Here is a 21,765-nt window from a genome sequence, read left to right as displayed (position 1 = left end):
ATGTATGCGAGGTGCTTTCTTTTTTATTCTCATGAATATCTTCCTCTTAGGGTTCATACATATGTACAAACTGTATAAAGTTTGGAAAATAGAGAACTTTTATTTTCCTTGCTATTTGCGGGGGAAATAATCAGTAGGGAAGATAGTTTCACTTTACTTGCCTCTTGCAAGAAGAGGTGGCAAAAGGAAGGGGACAGGATGAAGAATAGACGTGTAGAAGAGATTAAAAAACGGATTGCAAAGAGAAAAGAAGAACAAGAGAGACTCGAGGAAGAACAGTATTTTTCTGAAGGAAACTTTGATGGAGAAACGATGTTCATTGAAGAAGGTGAAAAAGAGGTGCATCCTCTTTTTCGAAAGGAAGTATTTTTATTTAAATTTTTATTAGCGGCGATTCTCGTTCTCTCGGTAGCCATTTTATTTAAAAATGCACCAGCTTCTTTTGATGGAGCAAGAACGGTTGTAAAACAAGTTATGCAAGAGGAATTTCAGTTTGCTAGTGTATCCAAGTGGTACGAAAATCAATTTGGAAAACCGCTCGCTTTTCTACCTGCAAATGAAAAGAAGCAAGGCATACAGCAAAAAGATTATGCAGTTCCGGCTTCAGGGAAAGTTATGCAAAGTTTTCAAAAAGATGGCCAAGGTGTATTTGTACAAACAGCCGCGAATACAACTGTTGAATCGGTAAATGAAGGGGTTGTTATTTTCGCTGGTAAGAAAGAGGGGTTTGGGAATATAGTTGAGATCCAGCATGCAGATGGTACGGAGTCATGGTATGGAAATTTAGGTGAGGCATCTGTAAAATTATATGATTATGTTGAAAAGAAACAAAAGGTTGGAACAGTTGGGACCAATGCGGATAACAAGAATGGCAAGTTCTATTTTGCAATTAAAAAGAATGAAAAATTTATCGATCCGATTCAGGTGATTTCATTTGAATAAATATAGTGAAGTATTGTCAAAAATTACAGTGCATCCACTGTTTTGGGGAATTATAGCTATTGGGATTTTTACGGCGCGTTTTAAAGAATTACTACTTTTATTTTGTATCGTTTTGATTCATGAGCTTGGGCACGCCTTCGCAGCTGCTCATTATAAATGGAGAATCAAGCAAATACAACTTTTGCCGTTTGGCGGGGTGGCAGAGCTTGAGGAACATGGGAATAAGTCGTTAAAGGAAGAATTAATCGTTGTAATAGCAGGACCTATTCAACATGTATGGATGATTGGGCTAGCTTATGTTTTGGCTAGGGCAGGATGGTTTAGTGAGGAACTTTATCATTTCTTTGTATGGAACAATTTAATGATTCTAGGGTTTAATTTACTACCAATTTGGCCACTAGATGGTGGAAAAGTATTGTTTAATGTTTTATCACATCAATTTCCTTATTTACAAGCGCATGAGAAAATGATGAAAATATCATGTGTTTTTTTTAGTGTAATATTAGGTTGGCAACTGTTTTGGAATAGTAATAGTATTATGATGTGGGTGCTGCTTCTGTTTTTAGCTATTTCTTTATATCAAGAATGGAAGCAACGGCGCTATGCGTTTATGCGTTTTTTACTAGAACGTTATTATGGAAACAAGCGAGATATTGAAAAGATTGCTCCAATTGAAGTGCGAACTGAGGATCGATTATACACGATTTTCACAAAGTTTCGGAGAGGGTATAAGCACTCGATTATCGTTCATGGTAAATATAAAGAGCATTATACATTAGACGAAAACGAATTGCTTTATGCTTATTTTACCGAAAAACGAACTACTTCATCTGTGGAAGAGTTAATCGGTTAGTGTTGACGAGGACACTAACCTTTTATATTGTAAGAGGAAAAGAAAATGAAAAAGTGAGGAAAGTATTTTGAAGACGTTATACATCAACTATACTGGTTCGGAAAAACGGGTTGCTGTAGAAGAAAAACAAAAGATTGTTGAGCTTTTATGGCAACGAAATCAAGAGCAAGAGATTGTTGGGCATATTTATGTGGGACGTGTCGTACGAACGATTGCTGGGATGAATGCAGCGTTTGTAAATATCGGTTTAGAAAAACATGCCTATCTTTCATATGATGATGTTCCATCAACATATCGAGTACACGAAGGACAGGCATTGCTCGTGCAAGTGGTAAAAGAAGCGATTGATACAAAAGGGCCAAAATTAACAGCGAATGTAGAATTTACCGGGAAATATGTCGTTTATATGCCTTATGATGAAATGCGCGCTGTTTCCCGGAAAATAAAAAATAATAAAAAACGGCAACAATTGCTTGAAATTCAAGTAGAGGGAACCGGAGGATATATTTTCCGTTCAGCTTGTGACAAAGGTGCAATTGATGAAGTGCAGATTGAAATGCAACATTTTCAAGATCTGTATAAAGAATTAAAAAGAAAAGAAGAGCATGGAAAGGCACCGTTATTACTCCATCGTCCAGCAACCTTTTTAGATCGTGTATTTAAAGAAAATCCGATTGAAACAATTGAAAAAGTAATTGTAGATACACGCAGTATAGTACCGGAATTGCAAGATAAAGTAGGAAAAGAAAAGGTTTCGTTTTACAATGAAACAACTTCTATGTTCATTCACTATGGTGTGGAGCGTGAGATTGAAAAAGCACTGCAAAAAATAGTGTGGTTATCAAACGGTTCTTATTTAATTATTGAGCAAATGGAGACAATGACGGTAATTGATGTGAACACCGGTAAATTTACTGGAAAGCAGAATTTGCAAGATACGGTATTACGGACGAATGAAATAGCTGCGGAAGAAATTGCTCGTCAATTAAGACTACGTGATATTGGTGGTATGATTTTAATTGACTTCATTAATATGAAAAAAGAAGAAAATAAAGAAAAAGTAAGAGAGAGGCTCATTTCCTCATTACAAAGGGATCGTACATATACACGTGTTCTTAGATTTACAGAGCTCGGTATTTTAGAAATGACACGTAAGCGAAAAAAACACTCGCTCCGTGATGTATTATTAGACGCTTGCTCAGCGTGCCAGGCGACAGGATATGTAATGTCTCATGAATCAATTGCATACGAGCTAGAAAGAGAACTTGTTACATATAGTAGTTCGGAGGACGAGGCGGTATTAATTGCAGCTTCAAAAGAAGTACAAAAAATATTTTTACAAAAAGAATTGCAAAAAAATATACCGTTCCAAGTTTATTTCACAGATGAAGAAGCTGAGAAATATGCAATTATTCGATTTGGAACGAGGCAAGAAATGATGCTGCGTAAAAATAGTTAGCAGAACATTTATTGACAATAGTCAACGTTTCGTGATAACATCTTTATGTTATAGTTTATAGCACCTAAACTGCTATATGCTACAACCGCACAAGACAGGTTCCAAAAAGGCATTTTATGTCTACCTCGTTTTGGCGAGTCTTAGTAATTATGAGGAGGTGCAAGTATGTACGCAATTATCGAAACAGGTGGAAAACAAATTAAAGTTGAAGCTGGTCAAGAAATCTACATTGAAAAATTAGATGCTGAAGCTGGTGAAACTGTTACTTTTGACAAAGTTCTTTTCGTTGGTGGCGAAAACGTGAAAGTTGGTAGCCCAGTTGTAGAAGGTGCAACAGTTACTGCGAAAGTTGAAAAACAAGGTCGCGCTAAGAAAATCATCGTTTTCAAATACAAAGCGAAAAAGAACAATCGTAAGAAACAAGGTCATCGTCAACCTTACACTAAGCTAGTGATTGAAGCAATCAACGCTTAATTCTGGTTAAGATGATTAAAATTACGATAAGTCGCACGAAATTAGGAAGTATCCAATCATTTAAAATGACTGGGCACGCCGATTATGCGCCACATGGACAAGACCTTGTCTGTGCTGGAACAACTGCGGTCGTGTTTGGATCTATAAATGCAGTGGAAGTACTTTGTAATGTGCAAGCAACTATTGAGCTCGGAAGTGATGGTGGATTCTTAACGTATGAGTTGCCTAATGATTTAGATGCTCATACAGCAGAGAAAGCTCAAACGCTTTTAGAAGGATTGGTTGTTTCGCTTAAGACGATTGAACTTGATTACGGAAAGTATATCCGTTTAATAGAAAAAATGCAGGAGGTGTAACGTATGTTAAGATTAGATCTTCAGTTTTTCGCATCTAAGAAAGGTGTAGGTAGTACAAAGAACGGTCGTGACTCTCAGTCAAAACGTCTTGGTGCTAAACGCGCAGATGGTCAAACGGTTTCAGGTGGTTCAATTCTTTACCGTCAACGCGGTACAAAAATTTATCCAGGTGTTAACGTTGGTCGTGGTGGCGATGACACTTTATACGCGAAAGTTGACGGCGTAGTACGCTTCGAGCGTCTTGGCCGTGACCGCAAACAAGTGAGCGTATATCCTGTTGCTCAAGAAGCATAAGAAACTCACGGAAAACTCTAACCTGAGTGCAGGTTAGAGTTTTTCTATATTAAGGAGTATCTGGATGAATAAAAAATGGACAATTATAGATGCGTTGAGCCATTCTAGGCATGATTGGCTCAATCGTATGCAGATGATTAAAGGAAACCTCTCCCTTGGAAGAGTGGAAGAGATTCATGGGCTCATCGATCGTTTTGTCCAAGAAGCGAGACAAGAATCCAATCTGATGGGGCTATCGATGCCTTTATTTTCAGAATGGATTTTAACATATAATTGGAAACAGCAGCCGTGCTTATTGGAGTACGAAGTATTAGGGAAATTACATAACTTATCTCATTACGATGAAGAAGTGTGTACGTGGACGAATGAATTTTTCTCAATGCTTCAGCATAGTTTAGACGTTTATGTTGAAAATTATGTTTGTATCACAATTGAATGTGACGCGGAGAATGCTCGTTTCTTTTTTGATTTTCGTGGCAAGCTAACGAATGTAGAAGAACTACAAACGTGGCTTACAAACCAAAACAATGAATCGTATTTCATTTCTTATACAGTGCGAGATGATGAAATCTCGGTTATATTACAACCAATCGAAAAAAGTGTGGTGAAATAATGTTTGTAGATCAGGTCAAGATATATGTAAAAGGCGGCGACGGTGGAAACGGAATGGTTGCGTATCGTCGTGAGAAGTATGTTCCAAAAGGTGGCCCAGCAGGTGGCGATGGCGGTAAAGGTGCAGATGTTGTTTTCGTTGTTGACGAAGGCTTACGTACATTAATGGACTTCCGCTACCAACGTCATTTCAAAGCTGATCGCGGTCAACACGGGATGAGCAAAGGGCAACATGGCCGTAAAGCTGACGATTTAATCGTAAAGGTTCCACCAGGAACAGTTGTAAAAGATGAGGAAACTGGTCAAATTCTTGCGGATTTAGTAACGCATGAGCAATCAGCTGTTATTGCAAGAGGTGGTCGTGGTGGCCGTGGTAACTCACGTTTTGCAACACCGACGAACCCAGCACCAGAAATCGCTGAGAACGGGGAACCAGGTCAAGAACGTGATGTAATCTTAGAATTAAAAGTATTAGCGGATGTTGGACTTGTTGGATTCCCAAGCGTAGGTAAATCAACATTATTATCCGTTGTATCATCAGCACGTCCGAAAATTGCAGAATATCACTTTACAACAATCGTTCCAAACCTTGGTGTTGTTGAAACTGGTGATAACCGCAGCTTCGTTATGGCTGACCTTCCTGGATTAATCGAAGGAGCACATGCGGGCGTTGGACTTGGACACCAATTCTTACGTCATATCGAACGTACACGTGTTATCGTGCATGTTATTGATATGTCTGGTTTAGAAGGCCGTGATCCATATGAGGATTATGTTACAATCAATGCTGAATTAAAAGAGTACAATCTGCGTTTAACAGAGCGTCCACAAGTTGTTGTTGCAAACAAAATGGATATGCCAGATGCAGAGGAAAACTTACAAGCATTTAAAGAGAAAGTAGGAGACGAAGTTCAAATCTTCCCAATCTCTGCCGTAACAAAACAAGGTGTTCGTGATCTATTATTTGAAGTAGCAAACTTAGTGGAAACAACACCAGAATTCCCAGTACATGATGTTGTAGACGAATCTGAAGCGAGTGTAATGTACAAATTTGAATCTGAAGGATCTAAGTTTGAAATTACACGCGAAAGTGACGGTACATTTGTCATTTCTGGTTATGATATTGAGAAAACATTCAAGATGACAGACTTCTCACGTGATGAATCTGTACGTCGTTTCGCTCGTCAAATGCGCGGAATGGGTATTGATGAAGCTCTTCGTGCACGCGGTGCAAAAGATGGTGACATTGTAAAAATTCTTGAATATCAATTCGAATTTATCGATTAAGACTGCCAAAATACGGCAGTCTTTTTTATAATCGAGAAAGGAGTGTAAATAAAGCGATAGAAATACAGATTGGAAAACCGATAGAAAGCTTAATTTTTAGGTGGGAGAGAGGATCTGGTCGAGCGTAGAAACGGTCAGATCCTTTTTGAGCCCCATGCCATGTGAGAACAGAGGGAGAAAAAGAGTGGGGATTTCCTCTTGTTTTCAAGGCCGCAATTTGTATGTTAGAAGTCAAAGCGATAGAAATACAGATTGAAAAACCGTTAGAAAGTCTAATCTTTAGGTGGGAGAGAGGATCTGGTCGAGCGTAGAAACGGTCAGATCCTTTTTGAGCCCCATGCCAAGTTAAAACAAAAGGAGAAAGCAAGTAGAGGTCATCTTTTGTTTTTCATAGCCATGACTTATACGTTGGAAAATCAAAATAGATATTCATTTTTAAATTCAGAAGAATGAAAGAAATAGTCACTCCGTAGTAAGAAACAAGGGAGAGGGAGTATATGTATAAAATATTAATTGTAGAAGATGACGAAAAGATTGCTGGGATACTAGAAGAACATTTAGAGAAGTATGGCTATCAATCATTTCGAGTGGCAGATTTACGCCATATAAAAGATGAATTTGTGAAAGTGAATCCACATTTAGTTTTACTCGATATTAATCTCCCGTACTTTGATGGTTTTTACTGGTGTCGTCAAATTCGAACTGTATCTAATGCACCAATCATTTTTGTCTCTGCACGAACCGGAGAAATGGATCAGGTCATGGCAATTGAAAACGGTGGTGACGATTATATTGCAAAGCCATTCCATTTAGATATTGTTATGGCGAAAGTAAAAAGCGCCTTGCGTCGTGGATACGGTGAGTATGCTTCATCGGCAGAAAGCGATTGCTTTGGTGTGAGGGGATTGCTGCTATTTCCATCACAACATACAGTTGAGTGGCAAGGGAAACAAATAGAGCTCACAAAAAATGAATTTTATTTATTAGAGTGTTTAATGAAGCAGGCAAATCAATATGTAACGCGTGAGGAGCTCTTAGAGGCATTATGGGATGAACTAGCATTCGTTGATGATAATACATTAACAGTGAACGTAAAGCGTGTCCGAAAGAAGCTAGAGGAGCTTGGGATTGTAAATGCAATCGTAACAAAGCGGGGATACGGTTACGCACTTCTTACAGAGTGGGGAGATGGGCATGAAGCTTAAGGGTTACCTCATTGATCGTTTTCCTTTAATTGTTTCATATATTGTGAGCCTTTGCTTATTTGGACTTGTATTACAACTACAAGGACTTTTAGAGAAACGATCGATACAGTGGAGTACATGGTTGTACGGCCTTTTACTAGCGACTATCGTATTTATTATATACCTGATTTATGATTATCGAAAACGCAGCGTGTTTTTAAACAGAATCGAACAATACATTGCTGGAGGACATACGTTACATGACTCTTTATTAATTGATGCTTCCTATACGGCTGAACAAGAAATGATTGTAGAAGCATTCATTTTGCTTAGACAGCAATATATGAATGAGGTTCACCAGCAGCATGCGAAAGATCAACAGCAAATGATCTTTATGAACCAATGGATTCACCAAATGAAAACACCAGTTTCAGTGATTGAATTACTGTTGCAGAAATTTGGTAAAGCGCATCGCGAAGCAAGAGAAACGGTTGAAAGTATTCGTGAAGAAAATAATCGTATTTTACATGGTTTAGATTTAGCGTTACATATGGCAAGGTTAGAACAGTTTGCAAAAGATTACAAAGTGGAGGTAGTAAATGTACTAGAGGTTGTTCGAGAGGTTATTAACCAAAATCGAAAATCTTTCATTCAATCTTCTGTATATCCGAAAGTAATGTTTGAAGAAGAAACGTGTACGATCGCTTCCGATCGAAAATGGATTAGTATTGCAATCAATCAAATTGTTATGAATGCAATTAAATACACAAAAATCTCGCAAATGGATAAGAAAGAAATTCAGTTTCAAATAGAGGAGAAGGAACAGACAGTTTTATTACATATTTGTGATACTGGAATTGGTATTCCAAAGCAAGACATCAAACGAGTTTTTGAACCATTCTTTACAGGAACAAATGGAAGAAAAACAAGAGAAGCAACAGGAATGGGATTATATATTACAAAGGAAATTTGTGATAATCTTCATCACGGAATTTACGTGCAATCAACCGAAGGAGAAAGTACAACATTTACATTCCAATTTGCAAAAGATGAAGAATATCATGCATTGATGAGAAAAATGACAAAATTGTAAGATAACAAACGGTTTTGTAAGGAAAATCCCTCGTTTCTTTTTCTTATTTTTCTTATAGTAAATGTAAGAAGAAAGCACATAGGGGGATTTAGAAATGAGTGTTCTTGAAGTAAAAGGTTTAACGAAGGTGTATCAATCAAAAGGATCAGTGGCAACGACTGCTTTACACGATATAAATTTTAAAATTGAAGAAGGCGAATTTGTAGGTATTATGGGTCCTTCAGGAAGTGGGAAAACAACACTTCTAAATTTATTAGCAACAATTGATAAGCAAACTTCAGGCCATGTTTATGTGAATGGTGAAGAGATTAGTCAAATGCGTGCTACAAAACTAGCGGAATTTCGCCGTACACATTTAGGGTTCATCTTCCAAGACTTTAACTTACTTGATACGTTATCGATTAAAGAAAATATTATTTTGCCATTAGTTATGGCGAAGCGCCCTGTAAAAGAAATTGATACGAAAGTACTTGAAATTGCGAAGTTTTTAAATATCGAAGGAATTTTGAATAAAAAAGTATATGAAGTATCGGGTGGACAACAACAACGTGCGGCAGCTGCACGAGCAATTATTCATGAACCGACATTAATTTTAGCAGATGAGCCAACTGGGAATTTAGATTCTAAGTCTGCGAAATCTTTAATGGGCGCACTGCAAGATTTACATGAACAGAAAAAAGTAACAATTGCCATGGTAACACATGATCCAGTAGCAGCTAGTTATTGCGAACGTATTCTCTTTATACGCGATGGAGAAATTTTCTCGGAAATTCATAAAGGAAAAACAAAGCAAGCCTTTTTCCAAGAAATTTTAGATGTACTTGCGATGTTAGGGGGGGAATATCATGAACTTTCGCCAGCTCGCGCTTAATAATGTAAAAGGAAATTGGCGTAATTATAAAGCTTTTCTTATTAGTAGTTGTTTATCAATCTTAGTATTTTTCATGTACGCTTCCTTCATTTATCATCCAGATGTAGTGAGCGGAAACATTAGCATGAAGACGATGGTTACAAAAGGGCTAGAATCAATGAACTATATCATTGTCATCTTTTCAGCACTATTTATTTTATATGCTAACTCAACGTTTTTACGAGCGAGAAAAAAGGAGTTTGGTTTATTAACATTAATAGGTGGAACAAAAGCGCAGCTTGGTCGTATGATTATACTAGAGCAAATGATTTTAGGTGTAATCGCAATTGTAGTAGGGATCGCTCTTGGTATGCTTTGTTCAAAGCTCTTCTTTCAAGCTTTAAGTGTATTACTTGGTGTAGATAAAACACTTCCACTTGTATGGAATGGAAAAGCAGTTCTGATTACAGCTAGTGTATACTTCGTTCTCTTTTTCATCCTATCATTATTCGGTCTTTGGACGGTCGGTCGTTTGCAAATTATTGATTTATTAAGAGAAGCAAGAAAACAAAAAGTAGAGCCTTTCGCATTTACATGGCTATGTGTAGTCGGGATATTATGTATTATTGTCGCGTATGTACTTTGTTTCCAAGTTACGCTTATGAATTTCGTTATGCTATTTTTACCGATTGTAGGACTGACAATTGGAGGAACGTACTTACTATTTACACAAGGTAGCACTGTTGTATTAAAGGCGTTACAAAAACGAAAAAAATCTTTTTATACATATCCCAATATGTTTGTACTTAGTAATCTCATTTATAAAATGAAAGATAATGCTCGTTTTCTCTTTGTTATATCCATTATTACAGCTGTTGTTTCTTCCGCGGTTGGTACACTGTATGTATTCTTTGAAGATATGAGTTATAAAACAGTAGCTAGTACGCCGCATGCTATTTCATATGAGGAAAAGGGAGTAAATACACATAACATCATTAGTGAAGAGAAAATGCAAGAGTTATTGAAAAATCATGGGTTTGAAGATGCACGAAAAGTAACATATGTAAAACTTCCAGCAACACAGAAAATAGAGGGGTTGAATGGCAATCATGAGATGCCTTTAGGTATTATCTCAGAAAAAGAATATAATGCAGAAGCACGTAAGCAAAAGAAAGAGGAAGTTCATAATGCACCAGGAAGCGCAACGATGGTTTTAATTGATATGATGAATGACTTTGTGAAGTTAGATCGTACAAAACCATTTGAGTTCACGCTGAACGGACAAAAACAGTCTATTAAGCTAAATGATCCAATTTCACAATCTGTTTTTAACGATGAAGGGTACCTTATTGTTAATGATCAAGACTTTGTGAAATATGCAAAGGTTGTATCAGATGAAGAAAAGACAAAATATTACGGATATTATATTGGAGACTGGAAAGGAACAGAGAATCTTGTAGTAGACTTGAAAAAAGAAATTGCACAAGAACAACAACAGAATTTCCATAATTCAGTTCTTACTTATAAAGCAATAAAGGAACAAGGGGCAATTACAATGTTCATCGGTTTCTTTGTAGCAGTACTATTTTTCTTCTTTGCTTGCAGCATGACATACTTTAAATGGTTTAATGATAAAGAACAAGATCGTATTCAATTTAAGTCATTAAAGAGAATCGGTATGACAGATAAAGAAATTCATAAAATTGCTATTCGCCAAATGGGAGTCATTTTCTTTATTCCAATTCTCATTGGTACATTGCATAGCGGATTTGCTCTTCATACATTAGGGAAAATGCTTTATTTAGATTTATGGAAATCAGGTGCGATTGTTATTGGAGCATATATTGTAGCTTCGGCAATTTACTTTATGATTGCACAAAGAGGATATTTAAAACACGTAAAAAGCTAGGGAAACCTCTAGCTTTTTACGTGTGTAACAGGTTACAGGGGGAATGCAGATGAATGTCAGGCAGCTAGCGATACAAAATATAAGGGGGAATTGGCGGAGTTATAAAGCATTTCTATTAAGTAGCTCTTTTTCTATAGCAGTTTTTTATATGTATACATCTTTTGTTCATCATCCGGAAGTTGCACACAGTAATGTCCACATTGGAATTCGATCAGGTTTACAAGGGTGTAGTTATCTTATTCTTATGTTCTCGGCACTGTTTATGTTAAGTTCTAATGCTACTTTTCTTGATGCGAGAAAGAAAGAATTAGGATTGCTTAAATTAATGGGATCTACAAATGCTAGAATCTCAATTCTACTATTCTTAGAACAGGCTGTAGTGGGCTTGGTATCAACTTGTATTGGGATTGGGATTGGGATGTTATTTTCAAATTTATTTTTAATGACATTAAGTGTACTCTTAGATTTAGAGAATAGGATTTATTTCATCTTTCAAATAAAACCATTCTTGATTACCGTTGTTGTATATTCAATTCTGTTTTTTTCTTTAGCACTATTTAGTTTGTGGAATGTGCGGAGGTTAGAAATTGTTGATTTATTATTGGATAAGAGGAAAGGACGTAGAGTTTTTAAAGTAGGGAAATGGCGATTTGGTTTAGGGATTATTTTACTTTTATGTGGATATACCTTTGCGGTAAAGGTAACGCTAGGAGAGTTATTTCTCTACTTTTATCCAATCCTTAGTACTGTAATTATAGGAACTTATTTTTTATTTACTCAAGGCAGTTTATTTGTTTTGAAAGGACTTCAAAAACAGAAGAATATCTATTATACATATCCAAATCTATTTGTGCTTCGCAGCCTTGAGCATAAATTGAAAGATCATGCGAAGTTTTTATTTTCCATTTCTATTTTGACAGCAACAGTTATTACAGCAACAGGGACTGCATATGCATATTTTTCTGACCTTCCCAAAAGCGCTATGTTTTCATTTCCTCATGAAATTTCCTATACAGAAAAAGGAATAGAATCTCATGAGGTGATTTCTCCCGATGAGCTCTTAGCACTATTTGAAAAATATGGTTATGAAAATGTAGAGAAAGTACAGTTTATCGGATTACCAGGAAAATTTATTACAACACATGACGGACGTCTGTTTCCGATTACTGTTATTTCACAAACGGATTATAACAAAGAAGCAAAGAAGCAAGGAAAAAGCATGGTAAACAATAAAAAAGGTTATGGCACATTTATAAACCCAATGGCTTTTGATGGTCAGGATGTGTATAACAAGGAAATATTCTATTTTCAAATGCTAGGAGTACCATATCAAATTAAATTGCATGAATCTAAATCAGATATGGTTTTTAATGGAGATGGCGCTGGGCACCATAATCAATTATTAGTTGTACGGGATGAACAGTTTAAACAATGGGAGATTGTTATTCCTAATCATGAAAAATATGTATATTATGGTTATAATATTCCAAATTGGCAGGAGCAAAAAAAATTCGCGTTAGAAGTGAGGGGAAAAGTGTCTCCAGATTATTCTTCTTCGATGAGAAATAAGATCAGTATATATATCCAATTTAAGGAAGGGGGAGCAGTGTTATTATTTATCGGATCATTTATTAGTATTCTCTTTTTCTTAGCAACTTGCAGTATGACATATTTTAAATGGTTTTCAGATATTGAGCAGGATCGTAAAGAGTATCAGTCTTTAATAAAAATAGGGATGGAGAAAGGAGAAATAAAACGGATTGTTAGACGGCAAATGGGGAGTTTATTTTTTATTCCTATTGTGGTCGGTATAGTGCATAGTATATTTGCTTTCTATGCATTGAGTAATTTAATGGAAATGAATGTGTTATTTACAAGTATAAAGATCATCGGTATATATTGTGCAGCAACAGCTATCTATTTCTTCTTCGCTCAAAAAGAATATATGAAACATATAGACTAGCAAACGCTAGCCTTTTTAAAATATTCAAAATTCACATAGAAAAATAAAAATATTCATGGTATAACAGTAAGAAAACGAAAAAGAGGGGAAAAGACGATGATTCGAGTTGGCTATTTAGGACCAGAAGCAACATTTACAAATATGGCGGTGAGTCGTTTTTTTCCGGAGGCAGAGCATGTGCCGTATCGCACGATTCCTGATTGCATGGATGCTGCAGCAAATGGAAATGTAGACTTTGCAGTTGTACCGTTAGAGAATGCGATTGAAGGTTCTGTTAATATTACTGTTGATTATCTTGTGCATGAGCAGCCGCTCTTCATTGTAGGAGAAATTACAGTGCCTATTCAGCAACATTTACTTGTGCATCCAGATTATGAAGAGGTGTGGAAAGAAGTATATGCAGTTCATTCTCATCCGCATGCGATTGCGCAATGTCATAGGTTTTTAAATGAAGAATTAAAAGGTGTAACGGTTCGGGATATGACTTCCACAAGTGCAGCGGCGCAATATGTGAAAGAACATCCGGAAGAAAGGATCGCTGCAATTGCAAATGAAGCGGCAGCAGAGAAGTATGATTTAGCAATTGTGCAGCGTAATATTCATACGCATAAAAATAACCATACGCGTTTCCTCGTGTTACATAAAAAACAGCGGGCACTATTACCGAAAAACGGTGAGAACCGCGGGGAGAAAACGACACTTATGATAACGTTACCTGCTGATTATGCAGGAGCACTTTATCAAGTATTATCAGCTTTCGCATGGAGAAAATTAAATTTATCGAAAATCGAATCTCGTCCAATGAAAACGGGACTTGGTAATTACTTTTTCTTAATTGATGTGGATAAGACATATGATGATGTGTTGTTGCCAGGAGTAACAATGGAGCTTGAGGCACTTGGTTTTTCTGTGACGGTGCTGGGGAGTTATTCGTCTTATTGGTTGTAAACAAAAATAAACCTCATTGCATATGCAGTGAGGTTTATTTCAATTTTGCTAAGCGATCTACTAATTGCTCGCGCCAAGCTTCTGCTAGTTCTGGAACAGCAATAATTTTCTCCATTGCCTCTGTATCTTTCCGTCTATGAAAATATACTTCGTTAGAAAACAGAATAGAAACTTGATTTGGATGGCGCTCTAGTAGTTTCATTTGTGAGTCTTTGCGAACAACGCCTTCTTGAAGAACACGGCATAAATAGCCGGTATAACCGGTTTCTACAATGCGCGGTAAAATACCGGGGATGCCAACTCTTTTTGAGATAGTACTACACGGTATCCGGCCTTGTGTAATTTGAATGACAGCCTTACCTAATTGATATGTATCGCCGATGAAAATATCATGTTCTAACATATTTGTTACGGTAATATTTTCGCCAAATGCAGAGGGTGGGAGTGTTGTTTGAAATTCTTGTTCCCATAGCGCGTAATGTTCATACGGATAGACACAAACAGCGCGATCAGGTCCGCCGTGAAACCTTAGGTCAGCTACACCATCTCCAAGAAATCCGTCTTTTGATAGAAAGGCTTCTTCTGTAAGCTCTTTACAGATGCCTGTTGTCATTTCTTTATTTTCTCCATATTGCATTTGTTTTGGTTTGCCAATGCTAAAGTGAACGAGTTTGATTCCCATATCATCTCTCCTTTACCAATTGATTTCAATATTATATCATTTCATAAATAAAAGCACAGAGAAGAATGAAACTCTCTGTGCTTTTATTTTAATAAACAAGAAATCCAGCGCGATCTAGCGCATCACAAGCAGCGTTTAATTTTTCTGTGGAATCTGCTTCAATTGTATGTAAGTGGATGCCATCTGTTAATTGAGATAGATAGGAAGCATTTGTATCTTCAATTTTTTGCAAATATTGTTCAACATCAAAACGATTGCTCACCATAATAGAAGCTGTTATGTCGCCGTATACAGGATGTTCTACTTTTACATCCTTAATTGTAACACCGTGGTCGACTAGCAATGTTAATTCTTGGCGTACTTCATCTGGTTTATGCTGGCAGACGATAACACGTTCAAATGTATTTTTCTTTGCTTGTGGTTTTAAATATAAATATCCTTGTGCAGTTGCGATAATTGGTTCGTTTCGCGCTTTTAGTAAGGAAATATCTTGTACGATGACTTGCCTGCTGACATTTGTTTTCTTAGATAATTCACTCCCGGATAACGGTTCGTTAGCAGCAAGGAGCCATTGTAAGATGAACTGTCTTCTTTCTTCTCCTAAAATCTTTTTCTGGTCATTTTGTTTCATTATAATTTAACACCTCTATAAAATTGATTTCCAATTGTGCATAGTGCATGAATGGTTGTATCAATATGTTCTTTCGTTGTATGACGTCCAAATGAAAAGCGGACATACTGTTTTGCCTCTTCATACGTTTTTCCAATTGCAAGCATTGTTTTTGAAGGTTCTTGTTTGCCGACTTGACATGCGCTTCCTGTTGAAATGGCAATGCCATGGCGATTGCATTCTAACATCGTGTACTGACCTTCTATTCCCTTTATTGTAACCCCAATAATATGAGGTAAACAAGAAGTAGAATGTCCTTCTACTTGAATTTCAAGGGGAATTGCTTGTAATTGTTCTGTAAAATAGGATCGTAATTGCTCAAAACGAGCGCGTTCTTCTTCACGATCGTCCAATATATGCTCTGCTGCTGTCAGAAACGAAGCGATACCGGGAGCGTTAACTGTACCAGGGCGAAATCCTTTTTCGTGAGATGTCCCTGGGAAGACTGGTTCCCAGCGAACTTTTGGGTTTATATAGCAAGCTCCGACACCCTTTGGTCCGTAAATTTTATGTGCGGAAACAGAAAGGCTATCAATTTGCATCGTTGTGACATCAATTGGGAGTTTACCAAATGTTTGTACACAATCTGTATGAAATAAAATATGGTGTTTTTTTAGTAGTGCTCCAATTTCTGAGATAGGTTGAACGGTTCCAATTTCAGAATTACCGTGCTGAATACTTGCTAAAACTGTATCGTCTGTAATTGCTGCTTCTAAAGCCTTAAGGTTAATAAGCCCGCATGAATCCACAGGAATTTCCGTGATTGTATATCCTTGCTTTGTTAATGACTGAAAGTAGCTGCGAATCGATGCGTGCTCCATCGGTGTTGTAAGTATGTGCTTGCCGCTTTTTGCATTTAAGAGCGACTGGATTGCAAGATAATTAGATTCAGAACCACCGCTTGTGAAAAATACGCCTTGTTCTTTTCCTCTAATCATTTGTGCAAATGCTCCCCTGCAAACTTGTAGTAAAGACGAAGCTGTCCCTCCGATATCGTGTAAACTTTGTTCATTACCGAAGTATTGCTGTGCTGCTTTCGTATATGTGTCAATCGCTTCTTTGCTCATTGGTGTTGTAGCTGCATAGTCAAGATATATCATAATGTATAGTCCTCTCTATAGTAGAGTTACATTCGTTTTTTTATTTTAAAGTGTATATAAATTCAAATTAAAAAACCGACATAAACCCTTTCTTTTTAGGTGGGAGAGAGCATCCGGCCATGCATAGAAGCGGTCAGATCCTCTTCCTGCCCCATGCCAAGTAAAAACAGAGAGAGAAAATGAGTGTAAGTCCCCTTTTCTCCTTCATAGCAGCGATTTATATGTCGAAAAAATAAAATGGATTTATATAGTATGAGAATTTCGTTAAACTCCTTGGTGAAAATATTACTTTCTAAAAAACTCTTGTCATTATTTTAAAACTATGTAAATATAGATGTCAAGACAGTTGGAAAGTGTAAACTAGGAGGCAATGATCATGCCAAGTGCAGATGTCTTAATTATCGGAAGTGGTGTTGCAGCACTTAGTGTTGCGAAAGAGATTTGTCACGAAAAGAATGTGATGATTATCACAAAGAAAACAGGCCGCAATAACAATACGCATTTAGCGCAGGGCGGAATTGCAGCAGCTGTAGCTACATATGACAATGCGAATGATCATTACGAAGATACAATAGCGGCCGGTTGTGGCTATAACAATGAAGAAGCAGTTCGATATTTAGTGGAAGAAGGGCCGAAAGAGATTCGTAAGCTCATTGCAAATGGGATGGAATTTGATGGAGATGAAAACAGACCCCATCTTGGAAAAGAAGGTGCGCATCGAAAACGACGTATTTTACATGCTGGTGGAGATGCAACAGGACGAATTTTATTAGAGCATTTGGTTCAGGAAGTCGCTCCGTACGTTACAGTAGTGGAGCGAGAAATGGTGCTCGATTTAATTATAGAAAATGATACATGTAAGGGCGTTTTGACCCGTGATAGCGAAGGAAATATACATCGTTACTATGCTGAACATATTGTATTAGCTACAGGGGGTGTTGGAGGGGTGTATGCATTTACGTCTAACGACGAGACGATTACAGGTGACGGACTCGCGATGGTATACAGAGCTGGTGGCGAACTTGTTGATTTAGAATTTGTGCAATTTCATCCAACGATGCTATATGTAGGCGGACGTTGCTGTGGACTTGTTTCAGAAGCGGTACGGGGTGAAGGAGCTGTTCTGTTAAATGAAAAAGGACGGCGTTTTATGCTGGATGTACATCCGCAACATGATCTTGCACCGCGTGACGTAGTGGCACGTGCGATTCATGAACAGCTTCTTGCAGGTGAAAGTGTATACTTGGATATTTCTTTTATTCAAAACTTTGAAGAACGTTTTCCTACTGTATCGGCATTATGCAAAAAGAATGGTGTAGATGTAAAAAAAAATAGAATTCCAGTTGTTCCTGGTGCTCATTTTCATATGGGTGGCATTAAAACGAATTGTGATGGAGAAACATCTATTCCGCATTTATATGCTGTAGGTGAAGTAGCTTGTAACGGTGTGCATGGTGCAAACCGATTAGCGAGCAACTCATTGTTAGAAGGGCTTGTGTTTGGAAAACGAATGGGAACACATATTTTAGCTCATCCGGTACAAGAAAAGATAAATAATAGCGAAGAAATACATGGAATATCAAGAGTTCCTCAGTTACCTACGAAAAAAGAAATACAAAAACATATGATGACGTACGTAGGAATTGTACGAACAGAAAAGAGTTTATTATATGCGAAGCAATGGTTTGAACATTATCGTGTACAAAGTGTTCGAATGCAATATGAAGCTTTTACAAATGAAGATATAACAATTATAAATATGCTAACAGTTTGTCAGCTCATTACAGAAGCGGCACTGCAAAGAAAAGAGAGCATAGGTGGACATTATCGTGGTGATTATCCAAGACGAAATCAAGTAACGAAAAAAATTATTCTTGCTAATAGAAAATTACAACTTGTGTAATGAGGGGAAGAGGGATTGTATGAACGCGTTAAAGGTAAGAAAAGCATTAGAAAGTTTTTTTCTAGAAGATATTGGAGAAAAAGATGTAACATCTCAGCTTATTTTTCCTGATAATTTAAGGGCAAAGGGAATGTTCCTTGCGAAAGAAACGGGGGTATTCGTAGGGACAGCAGTAATTGAACAAGGATTTCGATTATTAGATGACAGCATTCAAATTACACTTCATAAAAAAGACGGAGATTTCGTAGAAAAAGGTGAGATTTTAGCAAGTGTCGAAGGACCAATTGCATCTTTATTAACAGCGGAGCGTGTAATTTTAAATATTATTCAACGCATGAGTGGTATAGCAACGATGACGCGCAAAGCTGTTCTGGCACTAGAAAGTGATCATACACGTATTTGTGATACGAGAAAAACGATGCCAGGGCTTCGCATGTTTGATAAATATGCGGTTGTTTGCGGAGGTGGATATAACCATCGCTTCGGATTATACGATGGTGTCATGATTAAAGATAACCATATTGCTTTTGCAGGGTCTATTACAAAAGCTGTTACATCTGTGAAAGAAAAGCTTGGGCATATGGTGAAAGTTGAAGTGGAAACGGAGACAGAAGAACAAGTGCGCGAAGTGATTGCCGCAGGAGCGGATATTATTATGTTTGATAACCGTACACCAGAAGAAGTTCGTGAGTTTTCTAAAATTGTTCCAAGTACAATTGTGACAGAAGCATCCGGCGGCATTACAATTGAAAATTTATCGAACTATGGTGGAACAGGGGTAGATTACATTTCACTCGGATTATTAACACATTCTGTAAAGGCGTTAGATATTAGCTTTAATATTGAAGTTTAAGGTGAGAGGGGGAGATTACAAATGAGTATTTTAGAGAAAGTTCAGCTAATTGAAACGATGTTGCCAGAGCGTTATCAAACGTTGTCAGTACAAGAAATGGAAGAGCGCGTTCGTGAAATTAAAGAAAAATTAGGGGAAGCATTATTTATTCCAGGGCATCATTATCAAAAGGATGAAGTTGTTCAATTTTCAGATGCTGCGGGAGATTCATTGCAACTTGCGCAAGTAGCGGCTAGCAATAAAGCAGCGAAATATATTGTCTTTTGCGGTGTGCATTTTATGGCTGAAACAGCAGATATGTTAACGGCCGATGAACAGGTCGTTATTTTACCAGATATGCGTGCTGGCTGTTCCATGGCGGATATGGCAGATATCGAACAAACAGAACGAGCTTGGAACGAACTTACGCAGTTATTTGGGGATACGATGATTCCATTAACATATGTCAATTCTACGGCAGCTATTAAGGCATTTTGTGGACGAAATGGCGGGGCGACAGTAACATCTTCAAATGCAAAAAAAATGGTATCTTGGGCATTTGCGCAAAAAGAGCGTCTTGTTTTTTTACCAGATCAACATTTAGGAAGAAATACAGCGTATGACCTAGGTATTTCATTAGATAAAATGGCGGTTTGGGATCCGCATACAGATTCATTAGAATATGATGGGAATATAGAAGATGTGAAGGTGATTTTATGGAAAGGTCATTGTTCGGTTCATCAAAATTTTACTGTGAAAAATATTGAAAGCGTACGAAAAAATCATCCTGATATGAATATTATTGTTCATCCAGAATGCTGTTATGAAGTGGTAACAGCTTCTGACTATGCAGGGTCAACAAAGTATATTATTGATATGATCGAACAAGCGCCATCTGGAAGCAAATGGGCAATTGGTACAGAGATGAACTTAGTAAACCGGATTATTCATCAACACCCGGATAAAGAAATTATTTCATTAAACCCTTTTATGTGTCCTTGTTTAACGATGAATCGTATTGATTTACCACATTTATTGTGGGTGTTAGAAACGATAGAGCGTGGAGAAGAAGTCAATGTTATTCAAGTAGATAAGCAGGTGACAAAAGAAGCAGTTCTTGCCTTAAATCGTATGTTAGAGCGTGTGTAAAAGCGACGGATTTCCGTCGCTTTTTTATTAAACATAATTAGCTAATTGCAGTCATACATTGTGTTGAGGGAATCATTGTATTTTTTCATATTCGTGCAATATTGTGTATGACTAAATGGTAAGAGCAAGAGTGTTAAATTATAGAGGACAGTTTCACTTTACATTATTTTGGCTTATAGATAAGTAATACAGGAGGGGGAAAATTTGAAAATTCATATCGTGCAAAAAGGGGATACCCTTTGGAAAATTGCGAAAAAGTACGGAGTAGATTTTGAAACGTTAAAAAAGGCGAATACGCAGCTTACTAATCCCGATTTGATTATGCCAGGTATGAAAATAAAAGTGCCATCTAGCAGTGTGCATGTGAAAAAAAATATGGGTGCTGGTTCAGCTCCTCCAAAAGAATATGTAAAAGAGGTACAACAAAAAGAATTTGCAGCGACACCTACGCCGCTTGGAATAGAAGATGAAGAAGAAGCACCATATCAATCTGCGCCGATTACGCAGCAACCGGCTATGCAGCAAACGCAAAAAGAAATGCAAATGAAGCCGCAAAAAGAAATGCCCATTCAAAAAGAAAAGCCGATTCAGAAAGAAGTACCAATCCAAAAAGAAAAGCCGATTCAGAAAGAAGTACCTATTCAAAAGCCGCCTGTCGTTGAAAAACCAGCTGTAATTGAAAAGTCACCAGTTGTAGAAAAGGTAGAGAAACCTGTGGGAAAAGAAAGCACAAAGTTTTCAGTGAATATATTACCACAGCCGCCACAACCACCGATTAAGCCTGCAAAAGACTATAAAATTTCAGATGTAATAAAAAAAGGAAGCGAGTTAATTGCCCCGCAAATTATTAATAAGATGAAACCGAACAATATAGTGTCACCACAAACGAAAAAAGAAAATGTAAGTAATATAGTGGTGCCGCAAACGAAAAAGGAAAATGTAGGTAATATAGTTGCGCCGCAAACGAAAAAAGAAAACGTCAGTAATGTTGTTTCGCCACAAGTGCAAAAAGAAAATGTGGGCAATATAGTGTCACCACAGACGAAGAAGGAAAATGTGGGTAATATAGTTGCACCGGATGTGACAAAAGAAAGTCTTATTATTCCACAAGTAACACCACCGAATATCATGCCAATGATGGATAATAACCAAATGCCGAATATCATGCCGATGATGGATAATAATCAAATGCCGAATATCATGCC

At 37.2% G+C, this 21,765-nt stretch carries 21 protein-coding genes and 1 other annotated feature; of the genes, 18 read left to right on the top strand and 3 right to left on the bottom strand.

The annotated features are described in order from the left end of the window. Positions 1 to 198 precede the first annotated feature (198 nt). The 14 genes from C564_RS0103060 (at position 199) to pheA (ending at position 14,224) form a co-directional block, all read left to right on the top strand. Complete coding sequence (locus C564_RS0103060) at positions 199 to 942, top strand: M23 family metallopeptidase (RefSeq protein WP_018764383.1); 744 nt, start codon at positions 199 to 201, stop codon at positions 940 to 942. Continuing rightward, positions 935 to 1,795 (top strand): M50 family metallopeptidase, encoded by an 861-nt coding sequence (locus C564_RS0103055; RefSeq protein WP_018764382.1) that lies wholly within the window; start codon positions 935 to 937, stop codon positions 1,793 to 1,795. The genes C564_RS0103060 and C564_RS0103055 overlap by 8 nt, the downstream gene beginning before the upstream one ends. A 67-nt stretch (positions 1,796 to 1,862) precedes the next feature. After that, positions 1,863 to 3,254, top strand: coding sequence for an Rne/Rng family ribonuclease (locus tag C564_RS0103050; RefSeq protein WP_018764381.1), 1,392 nt, complete (start codon positions 1,863 to 1,865; stop codon positions 3,252 to 3,254). Positions 3,255 to 3,327: 73 nt separating this feature from the next. Then, positions 3,328 to 3,405, top strand: a sequence feature (ribosomal protein L21 leader region). Between the two features lie 14 nt (positions 3,406 to 3,419). Beyond that, a complete protein-coding gene (gene rplU / locus C564_RS0103045) occupies positions 3,420 to 3,728 on the top strand; it encodes a 50S ribosomal protein L21 (RefSeq protein WP_003200848.1) in 309 nt (102 codons plus the stop codon). Between the two features lie 11 nt (positions 3,729 to 3,739). Next, on the top strand, positions 3,740 to 4,084 hold the full coding sequence (locus C564_RS0103040) for a ribosomal-processing cysteine protease Prp (protein WP_006096063.1): 345 nt from the start codon (positions 3,740 to 3,742) through the stop codon (positions 4,082 to 4,084). A gap of 3 nt (positions 4,085 to 4,087) precedes the next feature. Further along, positions 4,088 to 4,378: a 50S ribosomal protein L27 gene (rpmA, locus tag C564_RS0103035; protein WP_000944957.1), complete on the top strand. Its 291-nt coding sequence runs from the start codon at positions 4,088 to 4,090 to the stop codon at positions 4,376 to 4,378. 64 nt (positions 4,379 to 4,442) lie between these two features. After that, positions 4,443 to 4,991 (top strand): sporulation initiation phosphotransferase B, encoded by a 549-nt coding sequence (locus tag C564_RS0103030; protein WP_003208615.1) that lies wholly within the window; start codon positions 4,443 to 4,445, stop codon positions 4,989 to 4,991. Further along, the gene (gene obgE, locus C564_RS0103025; protein ID WP_003200852.1) at positions 4,991 to 6,277 is read left to right on the top strand and encodes a GTPase ObgE; all 1,287 of its coding nucleotides are present in this window, start codon (positions 4,991 to 4,993) and stop codon (positions 6,275 to 6,277) included. Before C564_RS0103030 ends, obgE begins: the two co-directional genes overlap by 1 nt. Before the next feature lie 497 nt (positions 6,278 to 6,774). After that, positions 6,775 to 7,482, top strand: coding sequence for a response regulator transcription factor (locus C564_RS0103015; RefSeq protein ID WP_003200854.1), 708 nt, complete (start codon positions 6,775 to 6,777; stop codon positions 7,480 to 7,482). Continuing rightward, positions 7,472 to 8,554, top strand: coding sequence for a HAMP domain-containing histidine kinase (locus tag C564_RS0103010; protein ID WP_018764380.1), 1,083 nt, complete (start codon positions 7,472 to 7,474; stop codon positions 8,552 to 8,554). Before C564_RS0103015 ends, C564_RS0103010 begins: the two co-directional genes overlap by 11 nt. 94 nt (positions 8,555 to 8,648) lie before the next feature. Further along, a complete protein-coding gene (locus C564_RS0103005; protein WP_006096061.1) occupies positions 8,649 to 9,425 on the top strand; it encodes an ABC transporter ATP-binding protein in 777 nt (258 codons plus the stop codon). Beyond that, on the top strand, positions 9,400 to 11,313 hold the full coding sequence (locus C564_RS0103000; RefSeq protein ID WP_018764379.1) for an ABC transporter permease: 1,914 nt from the start codon (positions 9,400 to 9,402) through the stop codon (positions 11,311 to 11,313). Before C564_RS0103005 ends, C564_RS0103000 begins: the two co-directional genes overlap by 26 nt. Before the next feature lie 49 nt (positions 11,314 to 11,362). Then, on the top strand, positions 11,363 to 13,276 hold the full coding sequence (locus C564_RS0102995; protein WP_018764378.1) for an ABC transporter permease: 1,914 nt from the start codon (positions 11,363 to 11,365) through the stop codon (positions 13,274 to 13,276). A gap of 96 nt (positions 13,277 to 13,372) precedes the next feature. Next, positions 13,373 to 14,224, top strand: a complete 852-nt coding sequence (gene pheA / locus C564_RS0102990) for a prephenate dehydratase (protein WP_016116472.1) — start codon at positions 13,373 to 13,375, stop codon at positions 14,222 to 14,224. 34 nt (positions 14,225 to 14,258) lie between these two features. Here pheA and C564_RS0102985 read toward each other — a convergent pair whose 3' ends face one another. From C564_RS0102985 to C564_RS0102975, 3 genes are all read right to left on the bottom strand, one after another. Beyond that, complete coding sequence (locus C564_RS0102985) at positions 14,259 to 14,906, bottom strand: MOSC domain-containing protein (protein ID WP_018764377.1); 648 nt, start codon at positions 14,904 to 14,906, stop codon at positions 14,259 to 14,261. An 88-nt stretch (positions 14,907 to 14,994) separates the two neighbouring features. Beyond that, positions 14,995 to 15,537 carry a transcription repressor NadR gene (locus tag C564_RS0102980; protein WP_003208602.1) on the bottom strand — a complete coding sequence of 181 codons (543 nt, stop codon included), beginning with the start codon at positions 15,535 to 15,537 and terminating at the stop codon, positions 14,995 to 14,997. Next, a complete protein-coding gene (locus C564_RS0102975; RefSeq protein ID WP_026008446.1) occupies positions 15,537 to 16,679 on the bottom strand; it encodes an IscS subfamily cysteine desulfurase in 1,143 nt (380 codons plus the stop codon). The genes C564_RS0102980 and C564_RS0102975 overlap by 1 nt, the downstream gene beginning before the upstream one ends. 373 nt (positions 16,680 to 17,052) lie before the next feature. Here C564_RS0102975 and nadB point away from each other — a divergent pair, with 373 nt between their 5' ends. From nadB to safA, 4 genes are all read left to right on the top strand, one after another. Next, positions 17,053 to 18,579 (top strand): L-aspartate oxidase, encoded by a 1,527-nt coding sequence (nadB, locus tag C564_RS0102970; RefSeq protein ID WP_018764375.1) that lies wholly within the window; start codon positions 17,053 to 17,055, stop codon positions 18,577 to 18,579. A gap of 19 nt (positions 18,580 to 18,598) precedes the next feature. Then, positions 18,599 to 19,432, top strand: coding sequence for a carboxylating nicotinate-nucleotide diphosphorylase (gene nadC, locus C564_RS0102965; RefSeq protein WP_018764374.1), 834 nt, complete (start codon positions 18,599 to 18,601; stop codon positions 19,430 to 19,432). 21 nt (positions 19,433 to 19,453) lie between these two features. Continuing rightward, on the top strand, positions 19,454 to 20,560 hold the full coding sequence (nadA, locus tag C564_RS0102960) for a quinolinate synthase NadA (protein ID WP_018764373.1): 1,107 nt from the start codon (positions 19,454 to 19,456) through the stop codon (positions 20,558 to 20,560). Between the two features lie 204 nt (positions 20,561 to 20,764). Beyond that, positions 20,765 to 21,765: SafA/ExsA family spore coat assembly protein (gene safA / locus C564_RS0102955; protein ID WP_018764372.1), on the top strand; the 1,001-nt coding region annotated here is incomplete at its 3' end.

This window comes from Bacillus sp. 105MF (assembly GCF_000374885.1).
GTDB classification, from domain to species: domain Bacteria; phylum Bacillota; class Bacilli; order Bacillales; family Bacillaceae_G; genus Bacillus_A; species Bacillus_A pseudomycoides.
Note: the sequence above shows the minus strand (reverse complement) of the source record. Positions and strands in the feature narration are given on the sequence as shown.

Coding starts and splice junctions, on each gene's coding strand:
- nadB (WP_018764375.1), top strand. CDS start 17,053: ATGCCAAGTGCAGATGTCTTAATTATCGGAAGTGGTGTTGCAGCACTT.
- C564_RS0102980 (WP_003208602.1), bottom strand. CDS start 15,537: ATGAAACAAAATGACCAGAAAAAGATTTTAGGAGAAGAAAGAAGACAG.
- pheA (WP_016116472.1), top strand. CDS start 13,373: ATGATTCGAGTTGGCTATTTAGGACCAGAAGCAACATTTACAAATATG.
- obgE (WP_003200852.1), top strand. CDS start 4,991: ATGTTTGTAGATCAGGTCAAGATATATGTAAAAGGCGGCGACGGTGGA.
- nadA (WP_018764373.1), top strand. CDS start 19,454: ATGAGTATTTTAGAGAAAGTTCAGCTAATTGAAACGATGTTGCCAGAG.
- C564_RS0103040 (WP_006096063.1), top strand. CDS start 3,740: ATGATTAAAATTACGATAAGTCGCACGAAATTAGGAAGTATCCAATCA.
- C564_RS0102985 (WP_018764377.1), bottom strand. CDS start 14,906: ATGGGAATCAAACTCGTTCACTTTAGCATTGGCAAACCAAAACAAATG.
- rpmA (WP_000944957.1), top strand. CDS start 4,088: ATGTTAAGATTAGATCTTCAGTTTTTCGCATCTAAGAAAGGTGTAGGT.
- nadC (WP_018764374.1), top strand. CDS start 18,599: ATGAACGCGTTAAAGGTAAGAAAAGCATTAGAAAGTTTTTTTCTAGAA.
- C564_RS0103060 (WP_018764383.1), top strand. CDS start 199: ATGAAGAATAGACGTGTAGAAGAGATTAAAAAACGGATTGCAAAGAGA.
- rplU (WP_003200848.1), top strand. CDS start 3,420: ATGTACGCAATTATCGAAACAGGTGGAAAACAAATTAAAGTTGAAGCT.
- C564_RS0102995 (WP_018764378.1), top strand. CDS start 11,363: ATGAATGTCAGGCAGCTAGCGATACAAAATATAAGGGGGAATTGGCGG.
- C564_RS0103030 (WP_003208615.1), top strand. CDS start 4,443: ATGAATAAAAAATGGACAATTATAGATGCGTTGAGCCATTCTAGGCAT.
- C564_RS0103000 (WP_018764379.1), top strand. CDS start 9,400: ATGAACTTTCGCCAGCTCGCGCTTAATAATGTAAAAGGAAATTGGCGT.
- C564_RS0103005 (WP_006096061.1), top strand. CDS start 8,649: ATGAGTGTTCTTGAAGTAAAAGGTTTAACGAAGGTGTATCAATCAAAA.
- C564_RS0103010 (WP_018764380.1), top strand. CDS start 7,472: ATGAAGCTTAAGGGTTACCTCATTGATCGTTTTCCTTTAATTGTTTCA.
- C564_RS0103015 (WP_003200854.1), top strand. CDS start 6,775: ATGTATAAAATATTAATTGTAGAAGATGACGAAAAGATTGCTGGGATA.